General features: G+C 57.1%; 21 protein-coding genes and 1 pseudogene. 3 read left to right on the top strand and 19 right to left on the bottom strand.

Annotated features, from left to right (window positions below; all coding sequences use genetic code 11):
- Together AC2FJC_RS21550 and AC2FJC_RS21545 are read left to right on the top strand one after the other, a co-directional pair.
- A partial coding sequence (locus AC2FJC_RS21550) for a hypothetical protein (RefSeq protein ID WP_496741539.1) occupies positions 1-198 on the top strand: 198 nt, incomplete at its 5' end.
- Positions 150-582, top strand: a pseudogene (locus AC2FJC_RS21545) (IS6 family transposase); the annotation flags it as partial. The gene AC2FJC_RS21550 and the pseudogene AC2FJC_RS21545, both read left to right, overlap by 49 nt.
- Positions 583-767: 185 nt before the next feature.
- On the opposite strand, the gene AC2FJC_RS21540 reads toward AC2FJC_RS21545, so the two are convergent.
- From AC2FJC_RS21540 to AC2FJC_RS21515, 6 genes are read right to left on the bottom strand one after another with little or no spacing between them, the layout of a single operon-like run.
- Positions 768-1,709, bottom strand: coding sequence for an ABC transporter permease (locus AC2FJC_RS21540; protein WP_496741537.1), 942 nt, complete (start codon positions 1,707-1,709; stop codon positions 768-770).
- On the bottom strand, positions 1,706-2,749 hold the full coding sequence (locus AC2FJC_RS21535) for an ABC transporter permease (protein WP_496741535.1): 1,044 nt from the start codon (positions 2,747-2,749) through the stop codon (positions 1,706-1,708). Before AC2FJC_RS21535 ends, AC2FJC_RS21540 begins: the two co-directional genes overlap by 4 nt.
- Positions 2,739-4,259 (bottom strand): ABC transporter ATP-binding protein, encoded by a 1,521-nt coding sequence (locus AC2FJC_RS21530; RefSeq protein ID WP_496741533.1) that lies wholly within the window; start codon positions 4,257-4,259, stop codon positions 2,739-2,741. The genes AC2FJC_RS21535 and AC2FJC_RS21530 overlap by 11 nt, the downstream gene beginning before the upstream one ends.
- Positions 4,256-5,662, bottom strand: coding sequence for an amidase (locus tag AC2FJC_RS21525; RefSeq protein WP_496741531.1), 1,407 nt, complete (start codon positions 5,660-5,662; stop codon positions 4,256-4,258). Before AC2FJC_RS21525 ends, AC2FJC_RS21530 begins: the two co-directional genes overlap by 4 nt.
- Positions 5,631-6,614 carry a BMP family protein gene (locus AC2FJC_RS21520; RefSeq protein WP_058281138.1) on the bottom strand — a complete coding sequence of 328 codons (984 nt, stop codon included), beginning with the start codon at positions 6,612-6,614 and terminating at the stop codon, positions 5,631-5,633. The genes AC2FJC_RS21525 and AC2FJC_RS21520 overlap by 32 nt, the downstream gene beginning before the upstream one ends.
- 39 nt (positions 6,615-6,653) lie before the next feature.
- Entirely contained in the window at positions 6,654-7,955 is a 1,302-nt protein-coding gene (locus AC2FJC_RS21515) for an amidohydrolase family protein (protein WP_496741529.1), read from the bottom strand.
- Positions 7,956-8,400: 445 nt separating this feature from the next.
- Here AC2FJC_RS21515 and AC2FJC_RS21510 point away from each other — a divergent pair, with 445 nt between their 5' ends.
- Positions 8,401-8,829, top strand: coding sequence for a MarR family winged helix-turn-helix transcriptional regulator (locus tag AC2FJC_RS21510; RefSeq protein ID WP_496727452.1), 429 nt, complete (start codon positions 8,401-8,403; stop codon positions 8,827-8,829).
- Positions 8,830-8,985: 156 nt separating this feature from the next.
- Here the strand turns inward: AC2FJC_RS21510 and maiA are convergent, their stop codons facing one another.
- The 13 genes from maiA to AC2FJC_RS21445 all read right to left on the bottom strand — a co-directional run bounded on the left by maiA (position 8,986) and on the right by AC2FJC_RS21445 (position 21,361).
- The gene (gene maiA / locus AC2FJC_RS21505) at positions 8,986-9,618 is read right to left on the bottom strand and encodes a maleylacetoacetate isomerase (RefSeq protein WP_496741527.1); all 633 of its coding nucleotides are present in this window, start codon (positions 9,616-9,618) and stop codon (positions 8,986-8,988) included.
- Positions 9,619-9,703: 85 nt separating this feature from the next.
- A complete protein-coding gene (locus tag AC2FJC_RS21500) occupies positions 9,704-10,249 on the bottom strand; it encodes a VOC family protein (protein ID WP_496741525.1) in 546 nt (181 codons plus the stop codon).
- A gap of 63 nt (positions 10,250-10,312) precedes the next feature.
- Positions 10,313-11,629, bottom strand: a complete 1,317-nt coding sequence (locus tag AC2FJC_RS21495; RefSeq protein WP_496741523.1) for a TRAP transporter large permease — start codon at positions 11,627-11,629, stop codon at positions 10,313-10,315.
- Entirely contained in the window at positions 11,626-12,174 is a 549-nt protein-coding gene (locus AC2FJC_RS21490; protein ID WP_496741521.1) for a TRAP transporter small permease, read from the bottom strand. The genes AC2FJC_RS21495 and AC2FJC_RS21490 overlap by 4 nt, the downstream gene beginning before the upstream one ends.
- A 3-nt stretch (positions 12,175-12,177) precedes the next feature.
- Positions 12,178-13,212, bottom strand: a complete 1,035-nt coding sequence (locus AC2FJC_RS21485; RefSeq protein ID WP_496741519.1) for a TRAP transporter substrate-binding protein — start codon at positions 13,210-13,212, stop codon at positions 12,178-12,180.
- A 16-nt stretch (positions 13,213-13,228) separates the two neighbouring features.
- Positions 13,229-13,420 (bottom strand): DUF2783 domain-containing protein, encoded by a 192-nt coding sequence (locus AC2FJC_RS21480; protein WP_109310896.1) that lies wholly within the window; start codon positions 13,418-13,420, stop codon positions 13,229-13,231.
- Complete coding sequence (locus AC2FJC_RS21475) at positions 13,417-15,051, bottom strand: FAD-dependent oxidoreductase (RefSeq protein WP_496741517.1); 1,635 nt, start codon at positions 15,049-15,051, stop codon at positions 13,417-13,419. The genes AC2FJC_RS21480 and AC2FJC_RS21475 overlap by 4 nt, the downstream gene beginning before the upstream one ends.
- Positions 15,052-15,076: 25 nt before the next feature.
- Positions 15,077-16,027, bottom strand: a complete 951-nt coding sequence (locus AC2FJC_RS21470; protein WP_496741515.1) for an MBL fold metallo-hydrolase — start codon at positions 16,025-16,027, stop codon at positions 15,077-15,079.
- Between the two features lie 362 nt (positions 16,028-16,389).
- Positions 16,390-17,118 carry a metallophosphoesterase family protein gene (locus tag AC2FJC_RS21465; RefSeq protein ID WP_496741513.1) on the bottom strand — a complete coding sequence of 243 codons (729 nt, stop codon included), beginning with the start codon at positions 17,116-17,118 and terminating at the stop codon, positions 16,390-16,392.
- A 43-nt stretch (positions 17,119-17,161) separates the two neighbouring features.
- On the bottom strand, positions 17,162-18,217 hold the full coding sequence (locus tag AC2FJC_RS21460; protein ID WP_496741511.1) for an aldolase/citrate lyase family protein: 1,056 nt from the start codon (positions 18,215-18,217) through the stop codon (positions 17,162-17,164).
- Positions 18,218-18,228: 11 nt separating this feature from the next.
- On the bottom strand, positions 18,229-19,029 hold the full coding sequence (gene hpaH, locus AC2FJC_RS21455) for a 2-oxo-hept-4-ene-1,7-dioate hydratase (protein WP_496741509.1): 801 nt from the start codon (positions 19,027-19,029) through the stop codon (positions 18,229-18,231).
- Positions 19,026-19,880: a fumarylacetoacetate hydrolase family protein gene (locus tag AC2FJC_RS21450; RefSeq protein ID WP_496741507.1), complete on the bottom strand. Its 855-nt coding sequence runs from the start codon at positions 19,878-19,880 to the stop codon at positions 19,026-19,028. The genes hpaH and AC2FJC_RS21450 overlap by 4 nt, the downstream gene beginning before the upstream one ends.
- A complete protein-coding gene (locus AC2FJC_RS21445) occupies positions 19,880-21,361 on the bottom strand; it encodes an NAD-dependent succinate-semialdehyde dehydrogenase (RefSeq protein ID WP_496741505.1) in 1,482 nt (493 codons plus the stop codon). Before AC2FJC_RS21445 ends, AC2FJC_RS21450 begins: the two co-directional genes overlap by 1 nt.
- Positions 21,362-21,366: the final 5 nt, after the last annotated feature.

Here is a 21,366-nt window from a genome sequence, read left to right as displayed (position 1 = left end):
AGTTCGCCCAACTGGCAGGGTAAACCGCTAACAAATTCCACTAATGCTCTGCCATCTGAAAAGTTTGCGACAGAACCTCGCGTGAAAACATTGATGATCTCTTCTGGATATGCAGTTTGTCTGTTTATGCATCTCGTCCGGGGTTTTGGAAACAGAGTCGACAAGGCGACGTCTGGCACCTTGATGAAGTTGTCGTGAGCATCTCTGGTCGCAAGTATTGGCTTTGGCGCGCAGTCGATCAGCATGGCGGTGTGCTGGACGAAGTCCTCCAACCGAAATGGGGCATACGGGCTGCAAAACGCGTTTTACACCACCTGATAAAACGCCTCGGCTTCATTCCCAAGCAAGCCACCACAGACAAGCTGCGCTTATATGGCGCCGCTGGGCGCGAGGTCGCTCAAGATCTGAAGCATTGGTCGCACACGGGTCTCAATAACCGCGCCGAAAACAGCCATCTCGCATTCCGAAAACGGGAACGGACGATGCAAGGCCATCTGTCTCCAGGCGGCTTTCAGAGGTTCGTGGCAACCCATCCCAGCCGTTCGGAATTGCTTCTTTGTCCCAGCACGCCGTCGCTCAGTCTAAACAATCCGAAATCACCGCTTCGAGGCATTTGATGCCTTGAACGCCGCAAACCATGCCGTTTGAAGCTCGAGTATCAGCATTCCTTGGTGCGCCGCAAGTTGTCGCGACAACACCCGTTCATTCTTGCGGCGCGAAGTCTTTTTTCTTGGTCAATTCCGGCCAATATGCGCGAACGAATGCCGTTAACGTTCTCCGCGCCGGTAGGGAGCCATCAACGCCGCAGGTATTTCGGCTTTGCGGGCGACAAGGACGAGCGCGACGATGGAAAGTACGTAAGGCGCCATCAGGAAGAGCTGGTAGGGTACGCCTTCAATCGCAGTCTGCAGCCGCAGCTGGTATGCATCAAAGAATGCGAATAATACGGCGCCTACCAGCGCCTTGCCGGGCCGCCAGCTGGCGAAGACGACCAGCGCGATGCAAATCCAGCCCCGCCCCTGAACCATACCCGGGAAAAAGCTGTTAAACGCCGTTGTCGTCAGGAAAGCTCCGCCCACTGCCATCAAAGCCGACCCGGCAACAACAGCGCCGATGCGGATGCGGATTGGGTTCAGCCCCTGCGCCTCGACCGCATGCGGGTTTTCACCGGTCATCCGAATGGCCAGCCCTAACGGTGTTCGGGCAAGGACATACGCCATCGCAGCCACAGCAAAGAGCGCCAGGTAAGTCGGGAGAGCCTGGGAAAACAGGATTGGACCGAGAACAGGTATGTCGGAAAGCCCTGGAACATTGAGAGGCTGGAAAGGCTCTATCGTTGGGGGCAAGTCACCCACTTCGACAAGTAGCCTGTAGAGGTAGTAGGCCAAAGCAGATGCAAACAGCGTAATACCAAGCCCCGATACATGTTGCGAAAGCCCAAGCGGAACCGTCAGCATGGCATGCAGCAAGCCCATCACGGCGCCGCAAAGGGCCGCAATCATCAGGCCCATGAGCAACGGCGCACCCATGTAGACGGCAAGCCATCCGCTCATCGCGCCCATGGTCATGATCCCCTCGATTCCCAGATTGAGCACGCCCGAACGTTCGCAGAGCAATGCGCCAAGGACGCCGAATATGAGTGGCGTGGCAATACGCAACACGGAAGCCCACAGGCTGGTATTCAGCAGCAGATCAATTGCATCACTCATCGGCGCACCCGGTAGGTTGTGAAAAGAAGGGCCACGATCATGGTAAGCAAACAGAGTGCTACAATCACATCAGCGATGAAACTGGGAACACCGGTCGCGCGGCTCATGGCGTCGGCCCCGACAAAGACTGTGGCAACGAAAACAGCGGCAGCAACGACGCCGGCCGGATGCAAGGCGGCGAGCATGGCGACAACGATGCCTGCATAGCCAAAACCGGGGCTCATGGTGGTGGTGACCCCTGCCGTTACACCCATGACTTCGACAGACCCGGCGAGCCCCGCCAGGGCGCCCGAAAGCAGAGCTACGCCCATGATCGTTCGGGGTAGGGATATTCCGGCAAAGGCAGCGGCACTGGCGTTCAAACCTGCGGCGCGCGTTTCAGCGCCAAAAACGGTGCGCGCCAGGATCAGCCAAACGGCGCCTGCTGCTGCGATGGCAAAAAGCAGCCCGATATGCAGACGCGTGCGCGGGATCAGATCCGGCAGACGGAAATCTCCATCTACGGGCACTGAAGAGGGCCACCCAAAGGCCAACGGATCGCGCATCGGGCCTTCAATCATGAGGCCCACAAAAAGGATTACGATGAAGTTGAGCAGAAGGGTCGTCACCACCTCATCCACCCCGAAACGCAGGCGCAAATAGGCAGGTCCCGCCAAAAGAGCCGCGCCCGCAGTCATGCCTGCCAGCATCAAAAGTGGAATACCAATCCATCCCGGAACCCCGAGCGAATGCCCGATCCAAGCGGTGACCAGCGCACCAACAAAGAACTGCCCCTCACCTCCGATGTTCCAAAGTCGCGCCCGGAAGGCGACTGCCGCAGCAAGCCCTGTGAAAATGAGCGGTGTGGCGCGGGTCAGCATCTCGGTGATCGAAAGGCGGGAGCCAAGCGCACCGGTCAGCATTTCGCCATACGCCATAAGTGGGTTTACCCCCGCAGCTGCGATGAGACCCGCAGCGAGAAGTAACGCAGTAAAGATCGCGGCCAGCGGCGCAATGATCACAAGGTGCAGTGGCACATGTGTGCGTCGTTCAAGCCGCATCATCATTTTCCTTCCAAACACCCGCCATCATCAGGCCAAGACGTTGCGGGTCAGCCTCGTTGGCGGATATGGGCTCCGACAAGCGCCCTTTAACGATGGCCTGTATACGGTCTGACAGGGCCACGGCTTCTTCCAGTTCTTCAGAGATGAGCAAGATTGCTGCGCCTTCGGCCCGGGCAGCCAAAAGCTCGGCATGAACGGCGGCAATTGCCCCTTCATCAAGGCCGCGCGTCGGCTGGTTGGCGAGCACAAAACGCGGTCCGTTGGTCAGGACCCGACCGAGGATAAGCTTTTGCATATTGCCGCCAGACAACAGCCTTGTTCGCGTGTCGGGACTGGCACCACGGATATCAAAACGTTCGATCAGCCCTGAGGTGTAATCGCGAGCGGCGCCTTGCCGGACAAAGCCGCGGCGCGAAAACTCTGGTGTACGCAGCCGTTCGAGCACCGCATTTTCCCACAGGCTCAACTCGCCTACTACGCCTTCCACGTGTCGGTCTTCCGGTACTCTACCAGCCCCCGCACGGATCATGCCGCGCGGCCCCAGATGGCCGATATCTTCGTCCAGAAGTGTCAGCTGCCCGGCGCTTGGGTGAACCAGCCCAGAAAGCAACCCGCCGAGCGATGCCTGACCATTGCCTGAGACGCCGACGATACCAAGGATTTCACCAGCATGGACGGTGAATGACACGTCAATCAACCGCATCTCATCGTCCTCTTCCACGCGTACTTCATCTGCAATTAGGACTGGCACGCCGATCTCATGGTTTTGGCGCACGGGACGTTCCACTTTGCGGCCAACCATCAGTTCCGCCAGCTCTCCGGGGTTGGTTTCAGAGGTTTTGCGTTCTGCAACCATCTTGCCGCCACGAAGCACTGCCACACGGTCAGAGGCAGCCATGACCTCATGCAGTTTGTGGCTGATGAAGATAAGCGAAAGACCCTCTTTCGTCATGTCGCGTAAGGTCTCGAACAGGCGCATCGCCTCGGGCCGGGCCAGAACGGCGGTAGGTTCATCCAGGATCAATATGCGCGCATCGCGGTAGAGCGCTTTAAGAATTTCAACACGCTGGCGTTCTCCCACGGAAAGCGAGCGAACCTTGGCCTCGGGGTTCACGGGCAGGCCAAACCGCTCTGCGATCTGCAACAGCTTTTCGCGCGCCTCACCACGAGCGGAACGCGCGCGCGTCAAGGGTTCGGAGCCAAGCATGACGTTTTCAAGAACGGTGAGGTTGCCCGCAAGCGTGAAGTGCTGGTGAACCATTCCCACACCCACCTCGATCGCTGCGCGCGGAAGGCCCGGAGGCAGCTCTTCGCCGAACACCCTGACAGTACCTGCGTCGGCTGCGTAGTGGCCAAACAGGATATTCATCAGCGTCGTCTTGCCAGCGCCGTTTTCACCCAGAAGCGCAAGGATTTCCCCTTCCGCCAGTGTCAGGGTCACATCATCATTTGCGGTAAGCGTTCCAAAACGCTTGGTGACGCCGTGAAGCTCCAGAACCTTGGTCATGCGAGTAGGCCTGCGATTGGGGACGGAAAGGAAAGTGCGGGCGCGCGGGTCTCGATAAGTGCACCGAGTTTTAGCAGTGCGAAATCGGCGCCGGAGGGACCAATCAGTTGCACGCCTAGAGGAAGGTCATTTGCCATGCCAAAAGGCAGCGCCAGGGCTGGCAAGCCCGCAACATTGGCAAGCGCGGCGTTTGGGGCAAAAGCTTCCAGCCGCGCCATGTGTTCATCGGGCGAAGTGCCAGACAGATCCAAAGTGCCGACAACGGGCGGAGCAGACGATAGGATCGGCATCAGGATGGCATCGGCGGATTTGAAAAGCTTGCGGGAGCGATTTGTCAGGCGTGCCAGTTGTCGCGAGGCCGCAAAAAGCGCGGTGGCAGATGTCGCACGACCCTCAGTAGCCAAGGCGGCTGCGAGCGGGGGGACCTGATCATCGGAGATTTTGAGTGCGGTCAGCCATTCCGCCAACGAAACAGCCAGTATGGTTCGGGCGATTTCATGAGCCTCAGCCCCAATCCGGTCGGGGGCACGAACATCATGCACTTCACAGCCTGCGTCGCGCAGCGCGTCGGCAGCACCTTCCGCAGCTTTGCGCTGATCAGGTCCACAACGATCCGGCAATGCCACCGCGACACGGGGACGTTTTGGGAAGTGCACCGGGGCCATAGGTTGGACAACAGCATCAAGGGCGGTCTTCACGTCACGGACCGATCGCGCCAGGATCAACTCAGATGCTATGCCCATCAGATGATTGGCAAAATCAGGGCCTCCGGGCACCGCACCACGAGACGGCTTGAGCCCGGTCAAACCACAACACGCTGCAGGTACTCTGATGGATCCGGCTGCATCCGTGGCATGAGCAATTGCAACGATACCGGCTGCAACCGCAGCCGCAGCGCCGCCAGATGAACCACCGGGTGTCAGCGCGGGATTCCATGGATTTCGGGTCGCAGCCATGCCATCTGGTTCGCATGTCAGGGAAAGGCCGAATGGGGGTGTTGTAGTCAAGCCAAAAGGGATCAAGCCGGTTTGGTGCAAATCTTGCAACAGGTAGCTGTCACTTTCGGGTTTACGCGCTTGTGCTCGGATTGCTGCAGATCCTGCCGCAGCGGGTAGCCCTTTTGCGAAACCACCGAGGTCTTTGACCAAAAATGGAACCCCATGAAATGGACCGCGCTGGTCAGATGGCAATGCGTCTGCTGCCCTTGCCCCGGCGCGCGCCATGTCTTCGTCTAGAAATGCCACAGCCCCCAAATCCGCCTGCGCGTGGCAGGCATAAAGGCTTGCCTCCATCACGTCGAAGGCAGTGATCTGCCCTGACGTAATGGCGGCCGCAAGAGCCGTGGCATCGGTCACGTCAAAGCCCTCGGGATCAGGAGGGCTCGCTTTCGTCGATCGGAACATCCCATTCGCCGGATTGGATCGCGGCTTGTTTAGCCTCCATCGCCGGGATGGCGTCAGCAGGCACTTCATCGGCGACATAGATCAGCTCGTTGCCGCCATGGGCCATGAAGGAATATTCTGTGTAGTTGCGCCCCGTTGGGTTACCGGCCTGAACGTCGGCTACGATAGCCTCGATAGTAGGACCGTAATTCCAGATCGCGTTGGCAAAGACTGTGCCTGGATAGCGAGGGGTATAGTCGATAAGCGAACCGATGGCCTTCACGCCCCGGGCTTGGGCGGCATCCGCGGTGCCAATGCGCTCACCAAACAGGACATCCGCGCCCGCATCGATCTGGGCAATTGCAGCTTCTTGCGCGCGGGCTGGATCAAACCATGCTCCGATAAAGCCGTTGACGAAGGTGGCATCTGGGTTCACTTCGGTCACCCCCATTCGGAAGGCATTGATCAACAGGTTCACTTCGGGGATCGGATAACCGCCGACCGAACCAAAGACATTGCTTTCTGACATTTGGCCCGCAAGCATACCGGCCAAATAGGCCGCCTCGTGGTTGCGGGTGCCGAAGACGCCGAAATTGTCCCCTTCCGGCCCACCGGAAGAGCCCATGAGGAAAGCGGTATCCGGGTAATCGCCCGCCACTTCGCGTGCTTCGCGTTCCACGGCGTAGGACTCGCCCCAAATGATCTGCGCGCCACCTTCGGCATACTCGCGCATCGCGCGGGGATAGTCGGTCGGAGCCACACCTTCCGAGAACTCATATTCGATCAGACCAGCGTCGGCGGCCTCCTGCATCGCAACGTGGATACGACTGTTCCACGCGTTTTCGACAGGAGACATATGCACGCCAGCGACTCGGGTCGCAGATTGTGCGTTCACGCGACGGACATAAGCCGGCAGGGCCAGTGTGGCCGCAGCGCCGACCATCAGTTGACGGCGGGTTGTGGTGAGTTTCATTGGTAGATCCTCTTCTGTTGGTGGCGATTGTTCTTGTTCTTAAGCTTCCTGAGTATTGGGCCTGGGCGCGTAATCTGCGGGATCCAGGGTCGTGGGGCGGCCGGGCAACGAAAGCGCGGCCATTCGGGGTTCTGTACGGGCCAACACCTTTCCGTTTTTGATTACGGCAAGGCGGATGGATTTCAAGCGAACAGCTTCAATCGGATCACGCGCCTGCAGTACAACCATACTTGCAGGGCCGCCCTCGCGGATTGTCGGGTCGGGCAGGCCCATGGCTTTGGCGCCATTTTGGGTTACCGATGTGAATGCCCATTCCATCGCTTCTCGGGATGTCATCGGTACCGCGTGCACACCCATATGGGCCACTTCCAGCATGTCGGCGGACCCAAGCGAATACCACGGGTCCATTGTGCAATCCTGCCCGAAGGCAACGTTTACACCGGCAGCGCGCAGCTCTGGCACGCGGGTCAGACCTCGGCGGCGCGGATAGGTGTCCGAACGCCCTTGCAGCGTGATATTGATCAGAGGGTTGGGTACCACGTTCATACCGCTTTCTGCGATGAGCGGGATTAGCTTCGATGCATAGTAGTTGTCATAAGAATGCATCGCAGTGACGTGGCTTGCAGTTACACGGCCCCCAAGCCCAAGGCGCGTGGTCTCAAAGGTCAACGTTTCTACGTGGCGAGACATCGGATCGTCGCTTTCATCGCAGTGCAGGTCCAGCATCAGGCCGCGGTCCGCCGCTATCTCGGCCAGTCTTGTGACCGATCGAGCCCCTTCCGACATCGTGCGTTCAAAATGCGGGATCCCGCCCACGACATCGACACCCATATCGAGCGCCTGGATCAGGTTTCTCTCTGCGTTTTCTGATCGGTAAAGGCCATCTTGCGGGAATGCCACCAGTTGCAGATCGATATAGGGGGCGACCTGTTTACGTACCTCCAAGAGCGCTTCAACACCCACCAACGGGGCGGATGAAACATCCACGTGCGAACGGATGGCGAGCAGCCCCTGCGATACGGCCAGATCGCAATACCGCATGGCCCGTTCAATCACGGCTTCGGGTGTCAGCAGGGGCTTCAATTCCCCCCAAAGCGCGATACCCTCCAAAAGTGTGCCCGAGACATTCATGCGCGGCAACCCTAGGCTCAGGGTCGCGTCCATATGGAAGTGCGGGTCCGTAAAAGGAGGGGAAACCAAGCGCCCAGCCGCCTGAATCTCTTCATGCGCCTCAGCCTTGATATCAGGCGCAATTTCCGCAACGCGGTCTGCCTTTATCGCGATATCCACCGGCCCGCTGCCATCCGGCAGGCTGGCCTGTCTGATGATTAAATCGAGCATCCAACTCCCCCAGATTTGACCGCATGGTAAAAAGTATTCTGCAAGAATGCTAATAGTTTTTGCGGCACTTCCGGACCCAGTGTTTCCGCTAGTCTCGGTGCGTGCCTATAGCCAAGGCTTGTGTTGACCTTTCTTGGCAGCTGAAGCCGACATAGCGATCAACTTTCGCTTTTGGGATTTTGCGTTGCAGAACTGCTAATTTTTGCAAAGGTCGGTTCACGCTGGGAATCTGTCCGTTTCAGCAGATTGCCGATCCGGACCCTTGATCCAGCGGATCCGCAGTTTTCTTGCAAGCAGACAAAACTTCGTAACAAAATCAAGGCACTGGGAACCGCGATTTCGTAAACTTCGGCTTATAGTTTACAAAACAACCTGCATAAGGATGGCGAAGATCAGTGCAGGCAAATGTCGTTGCATATGAAACAAAGCGGGATTATAGTTTCGTATGCAACTAGATTCCTTCTTTCCCTATCGCCTCGCCGTGGCATCCGAAGCGTTCTCACGAAAACTCACGGAAGTATACCAGCGCGAATTCGGGCTATCACGGGAGGAATGGCGCCTGCTTTTTCTACTTGCTAATGCCAAAAGCCTGACCTCTCTTGAGCTCTCGCAACGCACCACTCTGGATAAGGTTCAAGTCAGCCGGGCCGCGCAGAGGCTTGACGATAAAGGATTGATAACCAGAGCAATTTCCGAAGAAGATCGCCGAATTAGGGTTTATCATTGTACGCCGGAAGGCCATCGATGTTTCGAACAGTTGCTGCCACAAGTCGACGCTTGCGCGCAAGGGATGCTGAATTCCATGTCGGCCGAGGACCGTGCAGCACTGGACCGAGGCGTGACTGCGCTGCTTAAGGCCGCGTCGGTGACATAGGTACATAAGCCAATCCGCGCAACTCAAGCCATCTCGAGTGCTGGCTGCCGACCGGCGTAGAAATCCGTGTAATCGGTGACGCGGAAGGGCATTGCCTTCCCGGTCGGGCTAACGCCGTCGAACTAGAATAGAATGAGGTCTGCCAGTGTATTTCTCTCAGGAGGCATCGGTCTGGTTTTCAGGTCGGGCGGCGTCAAATGCGGGCAGGGTGAATGCGCGTTCTTCGATCTCAAGTAGCCGGTCGAATGGAGCCATATCGACGCCCCAGCGATGTGCATTGTAAAGCTGTGCGACAAGGCAGATATCGGCAAGGTCCGGCTCGTCACCAAAACTGAAGGTGGTGTTTGCTGGCAAAAGCGCTTGGTAGGCATGGAAACCTTCGGTCATCCAATGCCGGAACCATTCGATCCCATCCTCAGCCGTAAGCCCATAGCGGGACTTCAGATGCGCAGTGACCCTAAGGTTGTTAACCGGATGAATGTCCATTGCGATGGTATGGGCCGCAGCCTGTACCCGCGCACGCTCAAACGGATCTTCGGGCAGGAACGGAGGTTCGGGTGTGGTGGCGTCGAGATACTCGATGATCGCAAGCGATTGAGTGAGTACACGACCGTCCTCAAGGATCAGCGTAGGGACGCCCTTCCCGGGGTTCAGCGCGACGTAGTCCGACGCGCGCTGCTCTCCGGCAACAAGGTTGACCGGAACTGTTTCATAGGAAACACCCTTGAGATTCAGCGCGATCCGGACGCGAAAAGAGGTTGTCGAGCGCCAATAGCCGTATAGTTTCATGACTTCCTTGTTTTGTGGTAAACCGTCTCAGATTTTGCCAAAGGGCGGTTCTCGTGCCAGAAAGTCTTCTGGCACGAGAAGCCTGTCAGGCAGACTTATTGAGTTCCTTGGCATGCAGCCAATCGGCATGTTTCGGAGCTTTCTTGGTCTTCGACCACTCGTCCAACATAAGCCATTTCACTTCGTCCATGCGTGCCAGCAGCGCTTCTTCTTCTGGGTCCGGGCAGGCCAGTTCGATACGATGGCCGGAAGGATCAAAGAAGTAGATAGAGTGGAAAATCGAATGGTCGGTCACGCCGAGTACTTCGACGCCATTAGCTTCCAGATGGTCCTTGAACTGAAGCAGCGTTTCACGATCCTTTACCTTGAAGGCGATGTGCTGCACCCAAATCGGGGTATTAGGATCCCGGCCCATTTCCGGCTTCGTGGGCAGCTCGAAGAAAGCCAGAACATTCCCATTCCCGGCATCCAAAAACAGATGCATGTAGGGGTCCGGCTCATGCGTAGATGGGACATGATCCTCGGCGATGGCCAGGATAAAGTCCATGTTCAGCATTTTTCCATACCATTCGACCGTCTCTTTTGCGTCTTTGCAGCGGTAAGCGACGTGATGGATCTTCTCGATTTTCATCGACTTCTCCTTTCCGAGGGTGCAGTTTTCAAGGTCAAGGCAACGTACGGTCGCCTCAGGCGGTTACATCAACCCCACCAGCCAGAGTGACAGTGAGGGTACAAGGATGAGCAGGGTCAGACGCAGGATGTCCGCGATCCAGAATGGCAGCACGCCGCGAAAGATCGTTCCGAGTGAGACATCTTGCAACACGCCCTTCAGCACGAAGACATTCATACCGACGGGGGGGGTGATCAGGCTGATTTCAGTGGCCACAACAACGACAATGGCGAACCAGATCAGGGCGTTTTCGGGATCGAGCAGGAGTTCATTGGCAAACTCAAGCTCAAACATCAGTGGGTAAAAGACCGGCACTGTTAGCAAGATCATCGACAGGCTTTCAAGCACACAGCCAAGAACCATGTAGGTCAGCATTATGAACACGATGACCGCCCAGACCGGCAATTCATTGTCGACAACAAAGCCTGATAGGGCATCCGGCAGTCCGGCGTAGTTTATGAAGTTGGTGAACAGCTCGGCACCTATGATCACCGCAAAGATCATGGCAGTAGCCCGGATCGAATCCAGCGTAGCTGCGAAAAAGCTGCGCCAGGTCATCGTCCTGAGGGCAATGGCGATCAGGATCGAAGCGGCTGCACCCATTCCGGCCGCCTCAGTCGGTGTGAAGAACCCACCATAGATGCCAACCATAATGAAGAGAAAAAGGCCCAGCACACAGATCACGCCTATGACGTCAGCCCGACTCATGGGTTCGGTGTTTTCCTCCTCCGGAGCCAGAGAAGGGTTCAACCGTACCGCAACCATAACCGCGCCAAGATAAAACAGCACACCAATGATACCTGGCACAATTCCCGCGATAAAAAGCTTGGCAATATTGGTTTCGGTCAACAGGCCGTAGATGATCAGGATCACCGAGGGCGGGATCAAAATGCCCAGTGTCCCACCCGCGGCGATAGAGCCTGTCGCCAACCGGTCATCATAGCCAAAACGACGCATTGAAGGCATGGCAACTTTTGACATCGTGGCAGCAGTGGCCAGGGACGAGCCACACACTGCAGAGAATCCGCCGCAAGAAAAGACCGAAGCCATGGCAAGTCCGCCGCGCAGTCTGCCAAAAAGCCGATCGGCACCGGCGAACAGCCCGTGTGCAACGCCTGAGCCGGCCAACACATTGCCCATGAAGATGAACAGAGGGATGACCGAAAGGGAGTAAGACAAAGAAGTGTCAAAGGCCACTTGCCCTGTCATAGCCCAGGCAGGCTCCCAACCACGCATATAGGCAAACCCAAAGCCGCCTACAGCCGCCATTGCGAACGCGATGGGCACGCGCAGTAGTATAAGTCCCAGAAGGATCGCAAAACCGATCAGAGATTCAATCATGGGGCGCCCTCTAGGTGATCTTGATCGGTGTCGTGTTCGATGGGGGGTTGTAATCCGCGCAGGAATGCGATGAACGCCGAAACCATGCAGGAGGCCCCAGCCAGATAGCCGAATGGCGCCAGTGGAATCTCCAGCGCGTTGGTCACCGCGCCGTCATGGGCAGCCTTGGCTGCATGGGTGAAAAGCCGCCAAGAAAAGGTGGCTAACAGGGCCGCAGAGAAGAGGCCTGCAAACGCAGACAAAAGACGTTGCGTCTTGCGTCCGAGCGCCAGATTCAGCAGGTCGACCTCGACATGTTCGCGGCGCTCTGTCGTCAGCGGTAAGGCCAGGAAAACAAGCGCTGCCAGGAGTACTTCAGTGAGTTCAAAGGCGCCGGAAAGCGGTGCGTTGAACAGGTAGCGCCCAACTACATCCACACAGGTGATGAGGACGAGGCTGAACAGGATCAGTGCGGCCCCGACACCCAGAGATCTGTCGAGCAGCAGCCCGATGTCCAGCCCCTCATCAGGGGGCTGGTCGGGGAAACGATGGCGAAGCCGCTCCATGGATCAGAAGTCCACGCCAGCTTGTTTGCGCATTTCTTCCAGTGCCGCTGCGCCGTCGTAGCCGTCCGCCGAGATGGCTTCGGACCACGCTGTTTCGGCATCTGCTGCCTGTGATTTGATCGCATCAACGACTTCGGCCGGCGCTTCGTAGATTTCGATCCCGGCCTTTTCGGCCGCGGCGCTGCCTTTCTCATCTGCACCGACCCAAGCTTCGCCAACCAGTGCTGCAAAAGCCTCACCGGAAATCGCCTCGATGGCTGCCTGATCCTCTTCAGAGATCTCGTTCCATTTGTCTTCGTTCATGACCATGAACCAAGTGGTGTTGTAGATGCCGCCGGGGACTTGCATCGTGTACTTGACGTCTTCGGTCAGCTTGAACGCAGCCAGAGCATCGTAGGGGAACGTCACGCCATCGATTACTCCGCGCGAGAGCTTTTCATACACCTCTCCCGAAGACATGAAGAGCGTTGTGGAGCCGAGACCGGACATCAGATCCGAGATATAGCCGCCGGGCACGCGGATTTTCAGGCCTGCGAAATCGTCCGTTGTCTCGATCTTGCGGACGTTGTTGTGCAGCATACCGGGGCCATGCACGAATAGCCCGAGAAGCTTGGTGCCCTCATGTTCTTTCTGCGCCTCCAGCTGGCCGGAATAGACATTCCAGAATGCTTTGGAACCGGCAACGGCATCGTCACCAATGAACGAGAACTGACCGATCCGAGAGCGGGTGAACCGGTCATCTGTGGTAAAGGAATGCAAGCCATAGGTGATGTCAGCGATACCTTCGGCAGCCATGTCGTAATGTGCCGGGGGTGGGCCCATGGGCTTTGCAAGCACACGTACAGTCACGCGGCCATCGGTGACTTCCTCCACTTGCTTGGCCCAGGGCTTGATTGCCTCAACGACGATCGGATGGCGCGGCGGCAGCCAGCTCGAAAGGGCCAGTTTGGTCTCTGCCACAGTAGTCGTTGCGATAGACATTGCAGCGGTTGCAATGCCGGCGAGCAGCAGGCTGTTGCCCTTCAGTTTGATATTCATGGTATCCTCCCTTGGATTATGTGATGTCGGCAGCCCTGAGCGCCTGGCTCAGGACGTTCCGGTCGCCAATGTGGTTGGCCAGGATCAGAATTAACCTCGCGTTGATTGTATCGCTCTCGGCCTTGGTCTTGCCCTCATGCGTTGCCAGCAGGTCGGCGTAGAAATCGTCGGTTCCGTCGATATTCGGTGTCAGGGTCAGATCGCTCATTGGCTTACTTCCTTACCGGCCGCACGGCGCAAGGCAGTGCGCATCAGGGTTTCGTTGTATTCCGCTCGGCGGGCAGCGACATGCTGATCTGGTCGGATCAAGTAGACTGCCGAACTGGCTTCGCCGAGATAGCGTTTCCTGAGTTGACCGGTTGGGTCGTCGCGGGTCGAAAGAGCCAGGCGGCGCGCCGTAATCCCGTCCACCTCCAGAACTTCAGGTGCTTCTGCATCGATTGTCAAAAGGATGAACTCATCACCCAGCTTCGACAACAGGTATTCATCGCCCAGCGGTGCATCGGGGCAGGGGGCACCGGGCTGCGTCCTTTCGGGCCCGCCTGACAGCGCGTCGGCGGAATTTAGGCGGGATTCACTGTAGATGCATGGAACCGACAGCCGACCCGAGTTGACCATCGGTCGTGCGAACTCATACGTTCCGCTTAGGCTGAGCACAGCATCGCGAAATATCCGACTGGTTTCTGATTTCGGCGTGATGAAATCGGTGGACCGTGTAGAATTCAGGATGTTTTCGTCCGCGCCGTAAACCCGCTCGGTATCATAGGTGTCAAGCAGGCTCTCAGGCGCTTTGCCTTGAATAACCAACCCTAGTTTCCAGCCAAGATTGTCTACGTCCTGTATGCCGGAATTGGCACCACGCGCACCAAAGGGCGAGACTTGGTGCGCCGCATCACCAGCAAAAAACACGCGACCAGAGCGGAAGCTGTCCATCCGCTTGCATTGGAAGGTATAGATAGAGGACCAGACCATTTCATAGTCCACATCCCCCAGCATCGCGTCCAATCGACGACGGATATTCTCTTCTTTAAGTTCTTCTTTGCGGTCAACATCCCAGCCGATCTGGAAATCGATCCGCCAAACATCATCAGGTTGTTTGTGCAACAAAGCAGACGCACCAGAGCCGTGGGTCGGTTCAAACCAGAACCAGCGCTCGGTAGGGAAATTCAGATCGCCTTTCAGTTTGATATCGGCAATCAGGAAGCTGTCCTGAAAGACGCGACCGCTGAAATCGAGACCAAGCATCCCGCGCAACGGTGAGTTGGCGCCGTCGCAACCGATAAGCCAGTCCGCTTCAAGGGTGTATGGCCCATCCGGTGTCATCACCTTCAGGATGACGTAATCGTCGTGTACTTCAACGCTGTCCACACGGTTCTTGCCACGCAACTGGATCGGGGCACCCTTGTCCTGCAGCTCGCGCAGGCGATCGATCATGTATTGCTCGAAATATGGCTGTTGTAGATTGATGAAGGCGGGGTATTTATGCCCGTCTTCCGGCAACAGGTTAAATTCGAATACCTTGTCATCGCGATGGAATACCTTGCCGAGATTCCAGACAACGCCTTTTTCGAGCATCGGTTCGCCGCAGCCATAGCGGTCGGCCACTTCCAGACAGCGCTTTGCGAAACAAATCGCCCGACTGCCCATGCCGATGCCCTCATGATCATCAAGCACAACCACCGGAATACCCTGGCGGCCGAGGTCCAGGGCTGTGGCGACTCCGATTGGCCCGCCGCCCATGACCACAACCGGGTGACGCATCGGTGCGTCAATATCCTGATCGGGCGACTTCTCGTATGGATAGCTCTTGTAGGCGAGCGTGTAACGATCATCAAACATTGGAAAATCCCCTCCCTTCAGGCGCTCAGCCTTGCAGTTGTTCCCACATTTCCAGATCCCGCTGCGCCGTCCAGATACGTGGTGTGTCGATGCCGCGGGCTTCGTCATAGGCGCGCGCAACATTGAACGGCAGGCAGTGTTCGTAGATCGCGTAGTCAGCGAATTTCGGGTCGCACGCGTCACGTACAGCATCCCAGGCATCTTTCAGGCTGCCGCCGCTAGCGGCGACACGAGCGGCCGGGCGATAGGTGCTTTCGACAAAATCCCGGGTGGACTCGATTGCTGCTTCAACCATGTCTTTTCCGAGCAGAGCATCACCGCGGCCGGGCGCGATAGCATCGACGTCAAATGCGGCGATATTGTCCAGAGTGCCACCCCAATCGTTGAAATGGCCGTCGCCGCAATAGCAGGCCGAGTGGTACTCGACGATGTCACCGGTAAACATGACGTTCTGGTCGGGGACGTGAATGACGATGTCACCGGCAGTATGAGCGCGACCAAGATGCATAAGATCGACGCGTCGATTTCCAAGGTAGACGCTCATGCGATCCTTGAAGGTCGCGGTGGGCCAGGTCAGTCCGGGAATGCTCTCATGGCCTTCGAACAGACGTGGAAAACGCTGAAACTCACTGTCCCAGTCTTCGTGGCCGCGTTCGACAACCTGCGCCCGGGTTGTTTCGGACATGAGAACCTGATCTGCGCCATATGCTGAAGCGCCTAGAACACGAACCGCGTGATAGTGAGTTAGCGCCAGATGTGTGATCGGTTTGTCGGTAACTTCTCTGACCTTCTCAATCACCTTGCCAGCCAGACGTGGCGTGGCCTGCGCCTCGACAATCATGACACTATCATCGCCGATGATCACGCCGGAATTGGGATCACCTTCAGCAGTAAAGGCCCAGAGCCCTTCACCCACTTCGGTGAAGCTAATCGTCTTTTCACCCAAATCTCCCTGAGATGCGAATGCCTTAGCCATTGTGTTCTCCCGAAGTATGTCGCTCGCGTGACTCGTTTTGTTTCATTTGCAACGAATATCGTTACATATGAAACTAAAGTCAATGCCGTTTCGTTTGGAGTTACATGTTTGAACTATTGTTGCTGAGTGCATTCGAAGATTTTTTGCGAAGTTGCCGGCGTAGAAAAATGTTGCCAATTCCCGCTATTTTTGCAGCCAATCATGCCGACCGCCGTAAATAACTGCTGTTCCATTAAGCGCCTGATAGGCCCAATGGTGTGGTTCAAGGCTTAGCGCTGACGGCGATCATGGTTGGGAAGCTTTTGAAACAGAAACGACATCGGCGACGCTACGTTTTCGCGCGATATGAGCCAGCGGCTGTCTCAGTGAGTCACAAGTCTACGCCCACCAGCATCCAGTACCCAACACGTGGTGCCTTCGAACACGGCGGCGGTCAGGGCTTGGCCATAGCCTGCTCCTGTATCCAGATTGATACGGTTTCCATGATGTTCAGGTGCGGCCACGTGGCTGTGGCCGTGGACAACCAACCATGGATGTGGATCTTTATGGTTCAGGAATTCCTCACGAATCCATATCAGATCGTCGTGGTCTTGCTGATCCAGTTTCACTCCTGGTCGAATACCTGCATGCACGAACAGCAATGCTCCGTCCTGATGGAACGGCTTTAGCCCGTTCAGAAAATCGATATGAGCCTGAGGGACGGCCTCTTTGGCTTTGGCGTGAACTTGATAGATTCTGTCCACGTTGGTGGCTTCAACCCCATAGGACTGCAGCGTTTCGATCCCGCCGATCCGAGGATGAAGCCAGTGATACCCGACCAGCAGGCGCGCATCATTGCGCGGATAGTCCTCCAGAAACATTGCGCACATCTGGTCATGATTGCCACGTAGAAAGACCCAGTTCTTACCGTCGGCGTTCCCTCGGACCAGCAGATCCAAAACCCCGCAACTTTGCGCACCCCTGTCCGTATAATCGCCAAGAAACACTATCTTGGCGTCTGGTCCTCCATCCCGTTCGATCCGGTCCAGCGCGTCTTCAAGCATCCCCAGTTGGCCATGGATATCGCCGATTGCGTAAATCGGATATGACATGAGTGTTCCTTGTTGTCGTCTTCAGGCGGTAGTTGATTTGGGATCAGTCCACCCAGGCAATGCTGAGGTCTTCGCGAAAAGCAAACCGTACCAGATGCGCTTCGATGACTTCCCGCCAGTGGGTCAGATCACCGCGAGGGCCGGTTTCAGCTGTCAGCGAAAGGATGGTTTCACCTGCGACCAAGGTCAGCCGATTTCCGCCCGGAAATTCCACGCTGCCGTGGGTGTCGTCGAAAGCCACCTGGGCCTTGTGGGACCAATGCTTGCACAATTGCTGCAGGTACTTGCTGGCCGCTTCCGTTTGGGCAACACCCGAAACGCTTTGGTCAGGTAGCAACGCCAAAGCTTCATCGGCGGCCCGGCGCACCGCCTGCGCGAACAAAGTAACGTCGATGTTTGTGGCCAGGAAGATCGCCCCCAGATCCAGACATTTACGCTGCATGGCCGGATCAAGTGTCAGTATCCCGGCAAATTTGCCTGCCGCGACGACTCGCGTTATCGCGTCCAACACAGCCTCTACCACTTCTGTATGACCAGCATCACCAATATGGCCCATGTCAGCAGCCAGATCGGAGGGACCGAGAAAGACCCCATCAACGTCAGAGGCAAGAATATCATCTAGTGCCTCTAACCCGGCGCGGTTTTCCACCTGAACAAGCAGGCAGATTTGTTCATCCGCCGTTTTCAGATAGTCCGGGATCGCCGCAAATCGCGAGGCCCTTGCCAACGCCGATCCCACGCCCCGAACCCCGTAGGGTGGGTATCGCACAGCCCGCACCAAATCCCGCGCCTGATCTCCGCTTTCGACCATCGGAACCAGAATATTCTGAACGCCGGCATCGAGGTATTGCTTGATCATCCAGGTTTCACCGATCGGCAAACGTGCGACCGGTTGGCTGCCGCTTCCTTCGATGACCCGCACCTGTTCCAGGATTGAGCGAAGATCGTTTGGGGCGTGTTCCCCGTCAACAAGCAACCAGTCGAACTGGGACGTGGCCGCGATTTCGGCGGCATAGGTGTCGGCCATTCCAATCCAGCAGCCGACCTGCGGCTGACCAGCCTGCAGCGCGGCCTTGAAAGCGTTTAGTGGCGCAGGCATCCTGGCCTCCTTTAGGCAAAGCTGATATCGACTGAGCCAAATGGCCCGAAATCAGCATGAATTTCGGTGCTCGGTGCGCATTCGACAGGTCGAATAAAGCTACCGGACAAGACCACCTGGCCCGGTTCTATGCTCTGGTCGTACTGCGCCATGCGACGGGCCAGCCAGACGACGCTTTCGACCGGGTCGTTCAGAACACCCGCGCCCAGACCGGTTTCCTCGATCTCACCATTGCGGAAGGTCAGTGCCCCGACCCAACGCAAATCAAATGCATCTATCGCGTGACGCTCAGGGCCTAACACGATGCCCGCATTGGCGGCGTTGTCGCTGATTGTGTCATAGACGGTACGTGTTTGTCCGGTCGCAGGGTCGACGCGCTGAATACGCGTGTCGAGGATTTCAATCGAAGGCGCGACGTAATCCGTGGCGGCAATGATGTCGTCACGGGTGACGTTCTCTCCGCCTACCGCAGATTTCATGACAAAAGCAATCTCAGCCTCGATCCGGGGCTGGATGAACCGGCCCGCAGGAACGGTTCCGCCGTGATCGAACTTCATGTCATCGAACAAAATTCCGCTGTCGGGAATGTCGATATTCAGCGCATATTGCATCGCTTTTGAGGTCAGCCCGATTTTCCATCCGATCACCTTGCGCCCTTCGGCCAATTTCTGTTGATAGATGGCGTTCTGCACCTCATAGGCGTCGCTCATCCCCATTTCGGGATGGCGCAGTGTCAGAAGGCCAATCTGTTCGTGCGAACATTCAGCCTGCAACAAGTCGGCTGCGGCACGGGCATGATCTTCGGGGGTCATACCTGTTCGTCCTCGACTGTGTTGCGCAGCGTTCCAATGCCCTCGACTGAGATTTCCACTACGTCACCCGGAGCCAGGTATTTCGGTGGTTCAAACCGCGCGCCCGCACCCGTCGGGGTGCCGGTGACGATGATGTCTCCGGGCAGAAGCGTCATGAAGGTCGAAATATATTCGATCTCGCGCCTTATCGGGAACATCATGCGATTCAGCGTTTCGTCCTGGCGCAACTCACCATTCACATGGGTCTGAATTCGGGCATCGTCCAACTGGGCCGCGTCGGTGAATGGCACTAGCCACGGACCGATGGCACCGGAATTGTCCCAGTTCTTTCCCTGTGTGACGTTGAACTTGGCATGGCGGACCCAGTCGCGAATTGTGCCTTCGTTACACAAGGTTAGGGCTGCGATGTGGTCATAGGCATCTTCCTGCGAAATTCGCCGACCGGATTTGCCAATCACGATAACGACCTCGCCCTCGTAATCCAGCGTGTGGTTTTCCGGAGGACGGATCAGCGGGCGGTCGTGCCCGGTGAAACCGCTGGCAAAGCGCGGAAACAACGACATGTATTTCGGTTGTTCGCTGCCGTCTTTGTATTCTGCGTTGCGGTCGGGAAAGTTCACTCCGACGCAGAGGATGCGGCGGACATCCGGCATCACCATTTCGTAAGTGAATTCCTTGTGGGTCACTTCGCGGCCTGCTGCGGCCTTGGTCAACTGTTCAAACCCGCCCGCGGCGATCACCTCGTAAAGGCTAGCCTGATCGGGAAAGGCGTCGTTCAGCGCAATTGCACCGTCCTTGGTGATTGCGCCGAAAAATGTTGCTCCGTTTGCGGTGAAAGTTGCAAAGCGCATCAGGCCTCCTCGGCGGCGTCAATGCCACCCATGCACAAATATTTGAGTTCCATGAAGTCATCCAGCCCATGGCGCGACCCCTCGCGCCCCAGACCTGACATCTTAACGCCGCCAAAGGGCGCTTCGGCAGTTGAGATCAGGCCGGTGTTGATCCCGACCATGCCATATTCCAATGCCTCAGACACGCGCCAGACACGCGCCATGTCGCGCGAATAGAAATACGAAGCGAGGCCGAATTCGGTATCATTGGCGGCTACGATAACTTCGCTTTCCCTGTCGAATTTGAACAAAGGCGCGACTGGGCCGAAGGTTTCCTCGGTCGCCACCGCCATGTCTGCGGTCACGCCAGTCAGGATGGTCGGCTCGAAAAAAGTGCCGCCAAGGGCGTGCGGTTTGCCGCCCAGCGTGACTGTTGCACCCTTGGCGGTTGCGTCTTTGATATGCTCAGACACTTTCGCGACTGCGGCTTGATCGATTAGTGGGCCAAAGACGGTGCCCTCGTCAAAGCCGTTTCCAGTCGGTAGTTTTGCGACCTTAGCGGCCAGTTTTTCGGCGAACGTGTCGTAGACCCCAGACTGGACATAGATGCGGTTGGCGCAGACGCAGGTCTGGCCGTTGTTTCGGAACTTGGCGATCACTGCCCCTTCGACTGCCGCGTCCAGATCTGCGTCGTCAAACACGATGAACGGCGCGTTGCCGCCCAATTCCAAACCTAGCTTCTTGATCGTAGGTGCGCATTGCGCATAAAGCATCGCGCCGATTTCGGTGGACCCGGTAAAGGTCAGTTTTTGCACGATTTTGCTCGAGGTCATCTCACCTCCGATGGCGCGCGCTGATCCAGTGATGACCGAGAACAATCCCGCAGGCAACCCGGCTCGTTCGGCCAGAACTGCCAGCGCGATAGCCGAGAACGGCGTCTGGCTAGCAGGTTTGAGCACCATGGAACAGCCTGCCGCCAATGCCGGTCCCGCCTTTCGCGTGATCATGGCATTGGGGAAATTCCACGGCGTGATCGCGGCAACAACCCCAAACGGCTGTTTGATGGTGATGATCCGCTTATCCGGCGCGTGGCCGGGGGTGACGTCGCCATAGGCGCGGCGGGCCTCTTCAGCGAACCATTCTATGAAGCTGGCGCCATAAGCGATTTCACCCTTGGCCTCAGCCAGTGGCTTGTCCTGTTCGGCGGTCAGGATTGCGCCAAGATCATCTTGGTTTTCGATCATCAGCGCATACCAGCGGCGCAGAATTTGGCTGCGGTCCTTCGCGGTGCGCTTGGCCCAGCCTTTCTGTGCATGGTGCGCTTCGGCGATTGCTTCGGCCGTTTCGGCAGCCCCAAGATTAGGGACTCGTCCAATTAGATCACCAGTTGCCGGGTTGGTCACTTCCAGAGTGGTGGATACCTCAGTGGCACCGACCCATTTGGAGGCAACCCGCGCCGCTTCGATAAGCAACGTGGGGTCGTTGAGACGTAAGTCTGTCATTTGCA

This window comes from Ruegeria sp. CDSB117 (genome assembly GCF_059611005.1).
The sequence above is the reverse complement of the archived record's forward strand: the minus strand, read 5'-3'. Positions and strand labels throughout refer to the sequence as shown.

What these genes read in the sequence shown, in the direction of transcription:
- AC2FJC_RS21445 (WP_496741505.1), bottom strand. Translation starts at nt 21,361, where the DNA reads ATGACAGACTTACGTCTCAACGACCCCACGTTGCTTATCGAAGCGGCG.
- AC2FJC_RS21515 (WP_496741529.1), bottom strand. Translation starts at nt 7,955, where the DNA reads ATGCTCGATTTAATCATCAGACAGGCCAGCCTGCCGGATGGCAGCGGG.
- AC2FJC_RS21465 (WP_496741513.1), bottom strand. Translation starts at nt 17,118, where the DNA reads ATGTCATATCCGATTTACGCAATCGGCGATATCCATGGCCAACTGGGG.
- AC2FJC_RS21535 (WP_496741535.1), bottom strand. Translation starts at nt 2,749, where the DNA reads ATGCGGCTTGAACGACGCACACATGTGCCACTGCACCTTGTGATCATT.
- AC2FJC_RS21510 (WP_496727452.1), top strand. Translation starts at nt 8,401, where the DNA reads ATGCAACTAGATTCCTTCTTTCCCTATCGCCTCGCCGTGGCATCCGAA.
- AC2FJC_RS21530 (WP_496741533.1), bottom strand. Translation starts at nt 4,259, where the DNA reads ATGACCAAGGTTCTGGAGCTTCACGGCGTCACCAAGCGTTTTGGAACG.
- AC2FJC_RS21485 (WP_496741519.1), bottom strand. Translation starts at nt 13,212, where the DNA reads ATGAATATCAAACTGAAGGGCAACAGCCTGCTGCTCGCCGGCATTGCA.
- hpaH (WP_496741509.1), bottom strand. Translation starts at nt 19,029, where the DNA reads ATGACCCCCGAAGATCATGCCCGTGCCGCAGCCGACTTGTTGCAGGCT.
- AC2FJC_RS21480 (WP_109310896.1), bottom strand. Translation starts at nt 13,420, where the DNA reads ATGAGCGATCTGACCCTGACACCGAATATCGACGGAACCGACGATTTC.
- AC2FJC_RS21450 (WP_496741507.1), bottom strand. Translation starts at nt 19,880, where the DNA reads ATGCGCTTTGCAACTTTCACCGCAAACGGAGCAACATTTTTCGGCGCA.
- AC2FJC_RS21475 (WP_496741517.1), bottom strand. Translation starts at nt 15,051, where the DNA reads ATGTTTGATGATCGTTACACGCTCGCCTACAAGAGCTATCCATACGAG.
- AC2FJC_RS21490 (WP_496741521.1), bottom strand. Translation starts at nt 12,174, where the DNA reads ATGGAGCGGCTTCGCCATCGTTTCCCCGACCAGCCCCCTGATGAGGGG.
- AC2FJC_RS21525 (WP_496741531.1), bottom strand. Translation starts at nt 5,662, where the DNA reads ATGTTCCGATCGACGAAAGCGAGCCCTCCTGATCCCGAGGGCTTTGAC.
- AC2FJC_RS21495 (WP_496741523.1), bottom strand. Translation starts at nt 11,629, where the DNA reads ATGATTGAATCTCTGATCGGTTTTGCGATCCTTCTGGGACTTATACTA.
- AC2FJC_RS21470 (WP_496741515.1), bottom strand. Translation starts at nt 16,027, where the DNA reads ATGGCTAAGGCATTCGCATCTCAGGGAGATTTGGGTGAAAAGACGATT.
- AC2FJC_RS21460 (WP_496741511.1), bottom strand. Translation starts at nt 18,217, where the DNA reads ATGCCTGCGCCACTAAACGCTTTCAAGGCCGCGCTGCAGGCTGGTCAG.
- AC2FJC_RS21520 (WP_058281138.1), bottom strand. Translation starts at nt 6,614, where the DNA reads ATGAAACTCACCACAACCCGCCGTCAACTGATGGTCGGCGCTGCGGCC.
- AC2FJC_RS21540 (WP_496741537.1), bottom strand. Translation starts at nt 1,709, where the DNA reads ATGAGTGATGCAATTGATCTGCTGCTGAATACCAGCCTGTGGGCTTCC.
- maiA (WP_496741527.1), bottom strand. Translation starts at nt 9,618, where the DNA reads ATGAAACTATACGGCTATTGGCGCTCGACAACCTCTTTTCGCGTCCGG.
- AC2FJC_RS21500 (WP_496741525.1), bottom strand. Translation starts at nt 10,249, where the DNA reads ATGAAAATCGAGAAGATCCATCACGTCGCTTACCGCTGCAAAGACGCA.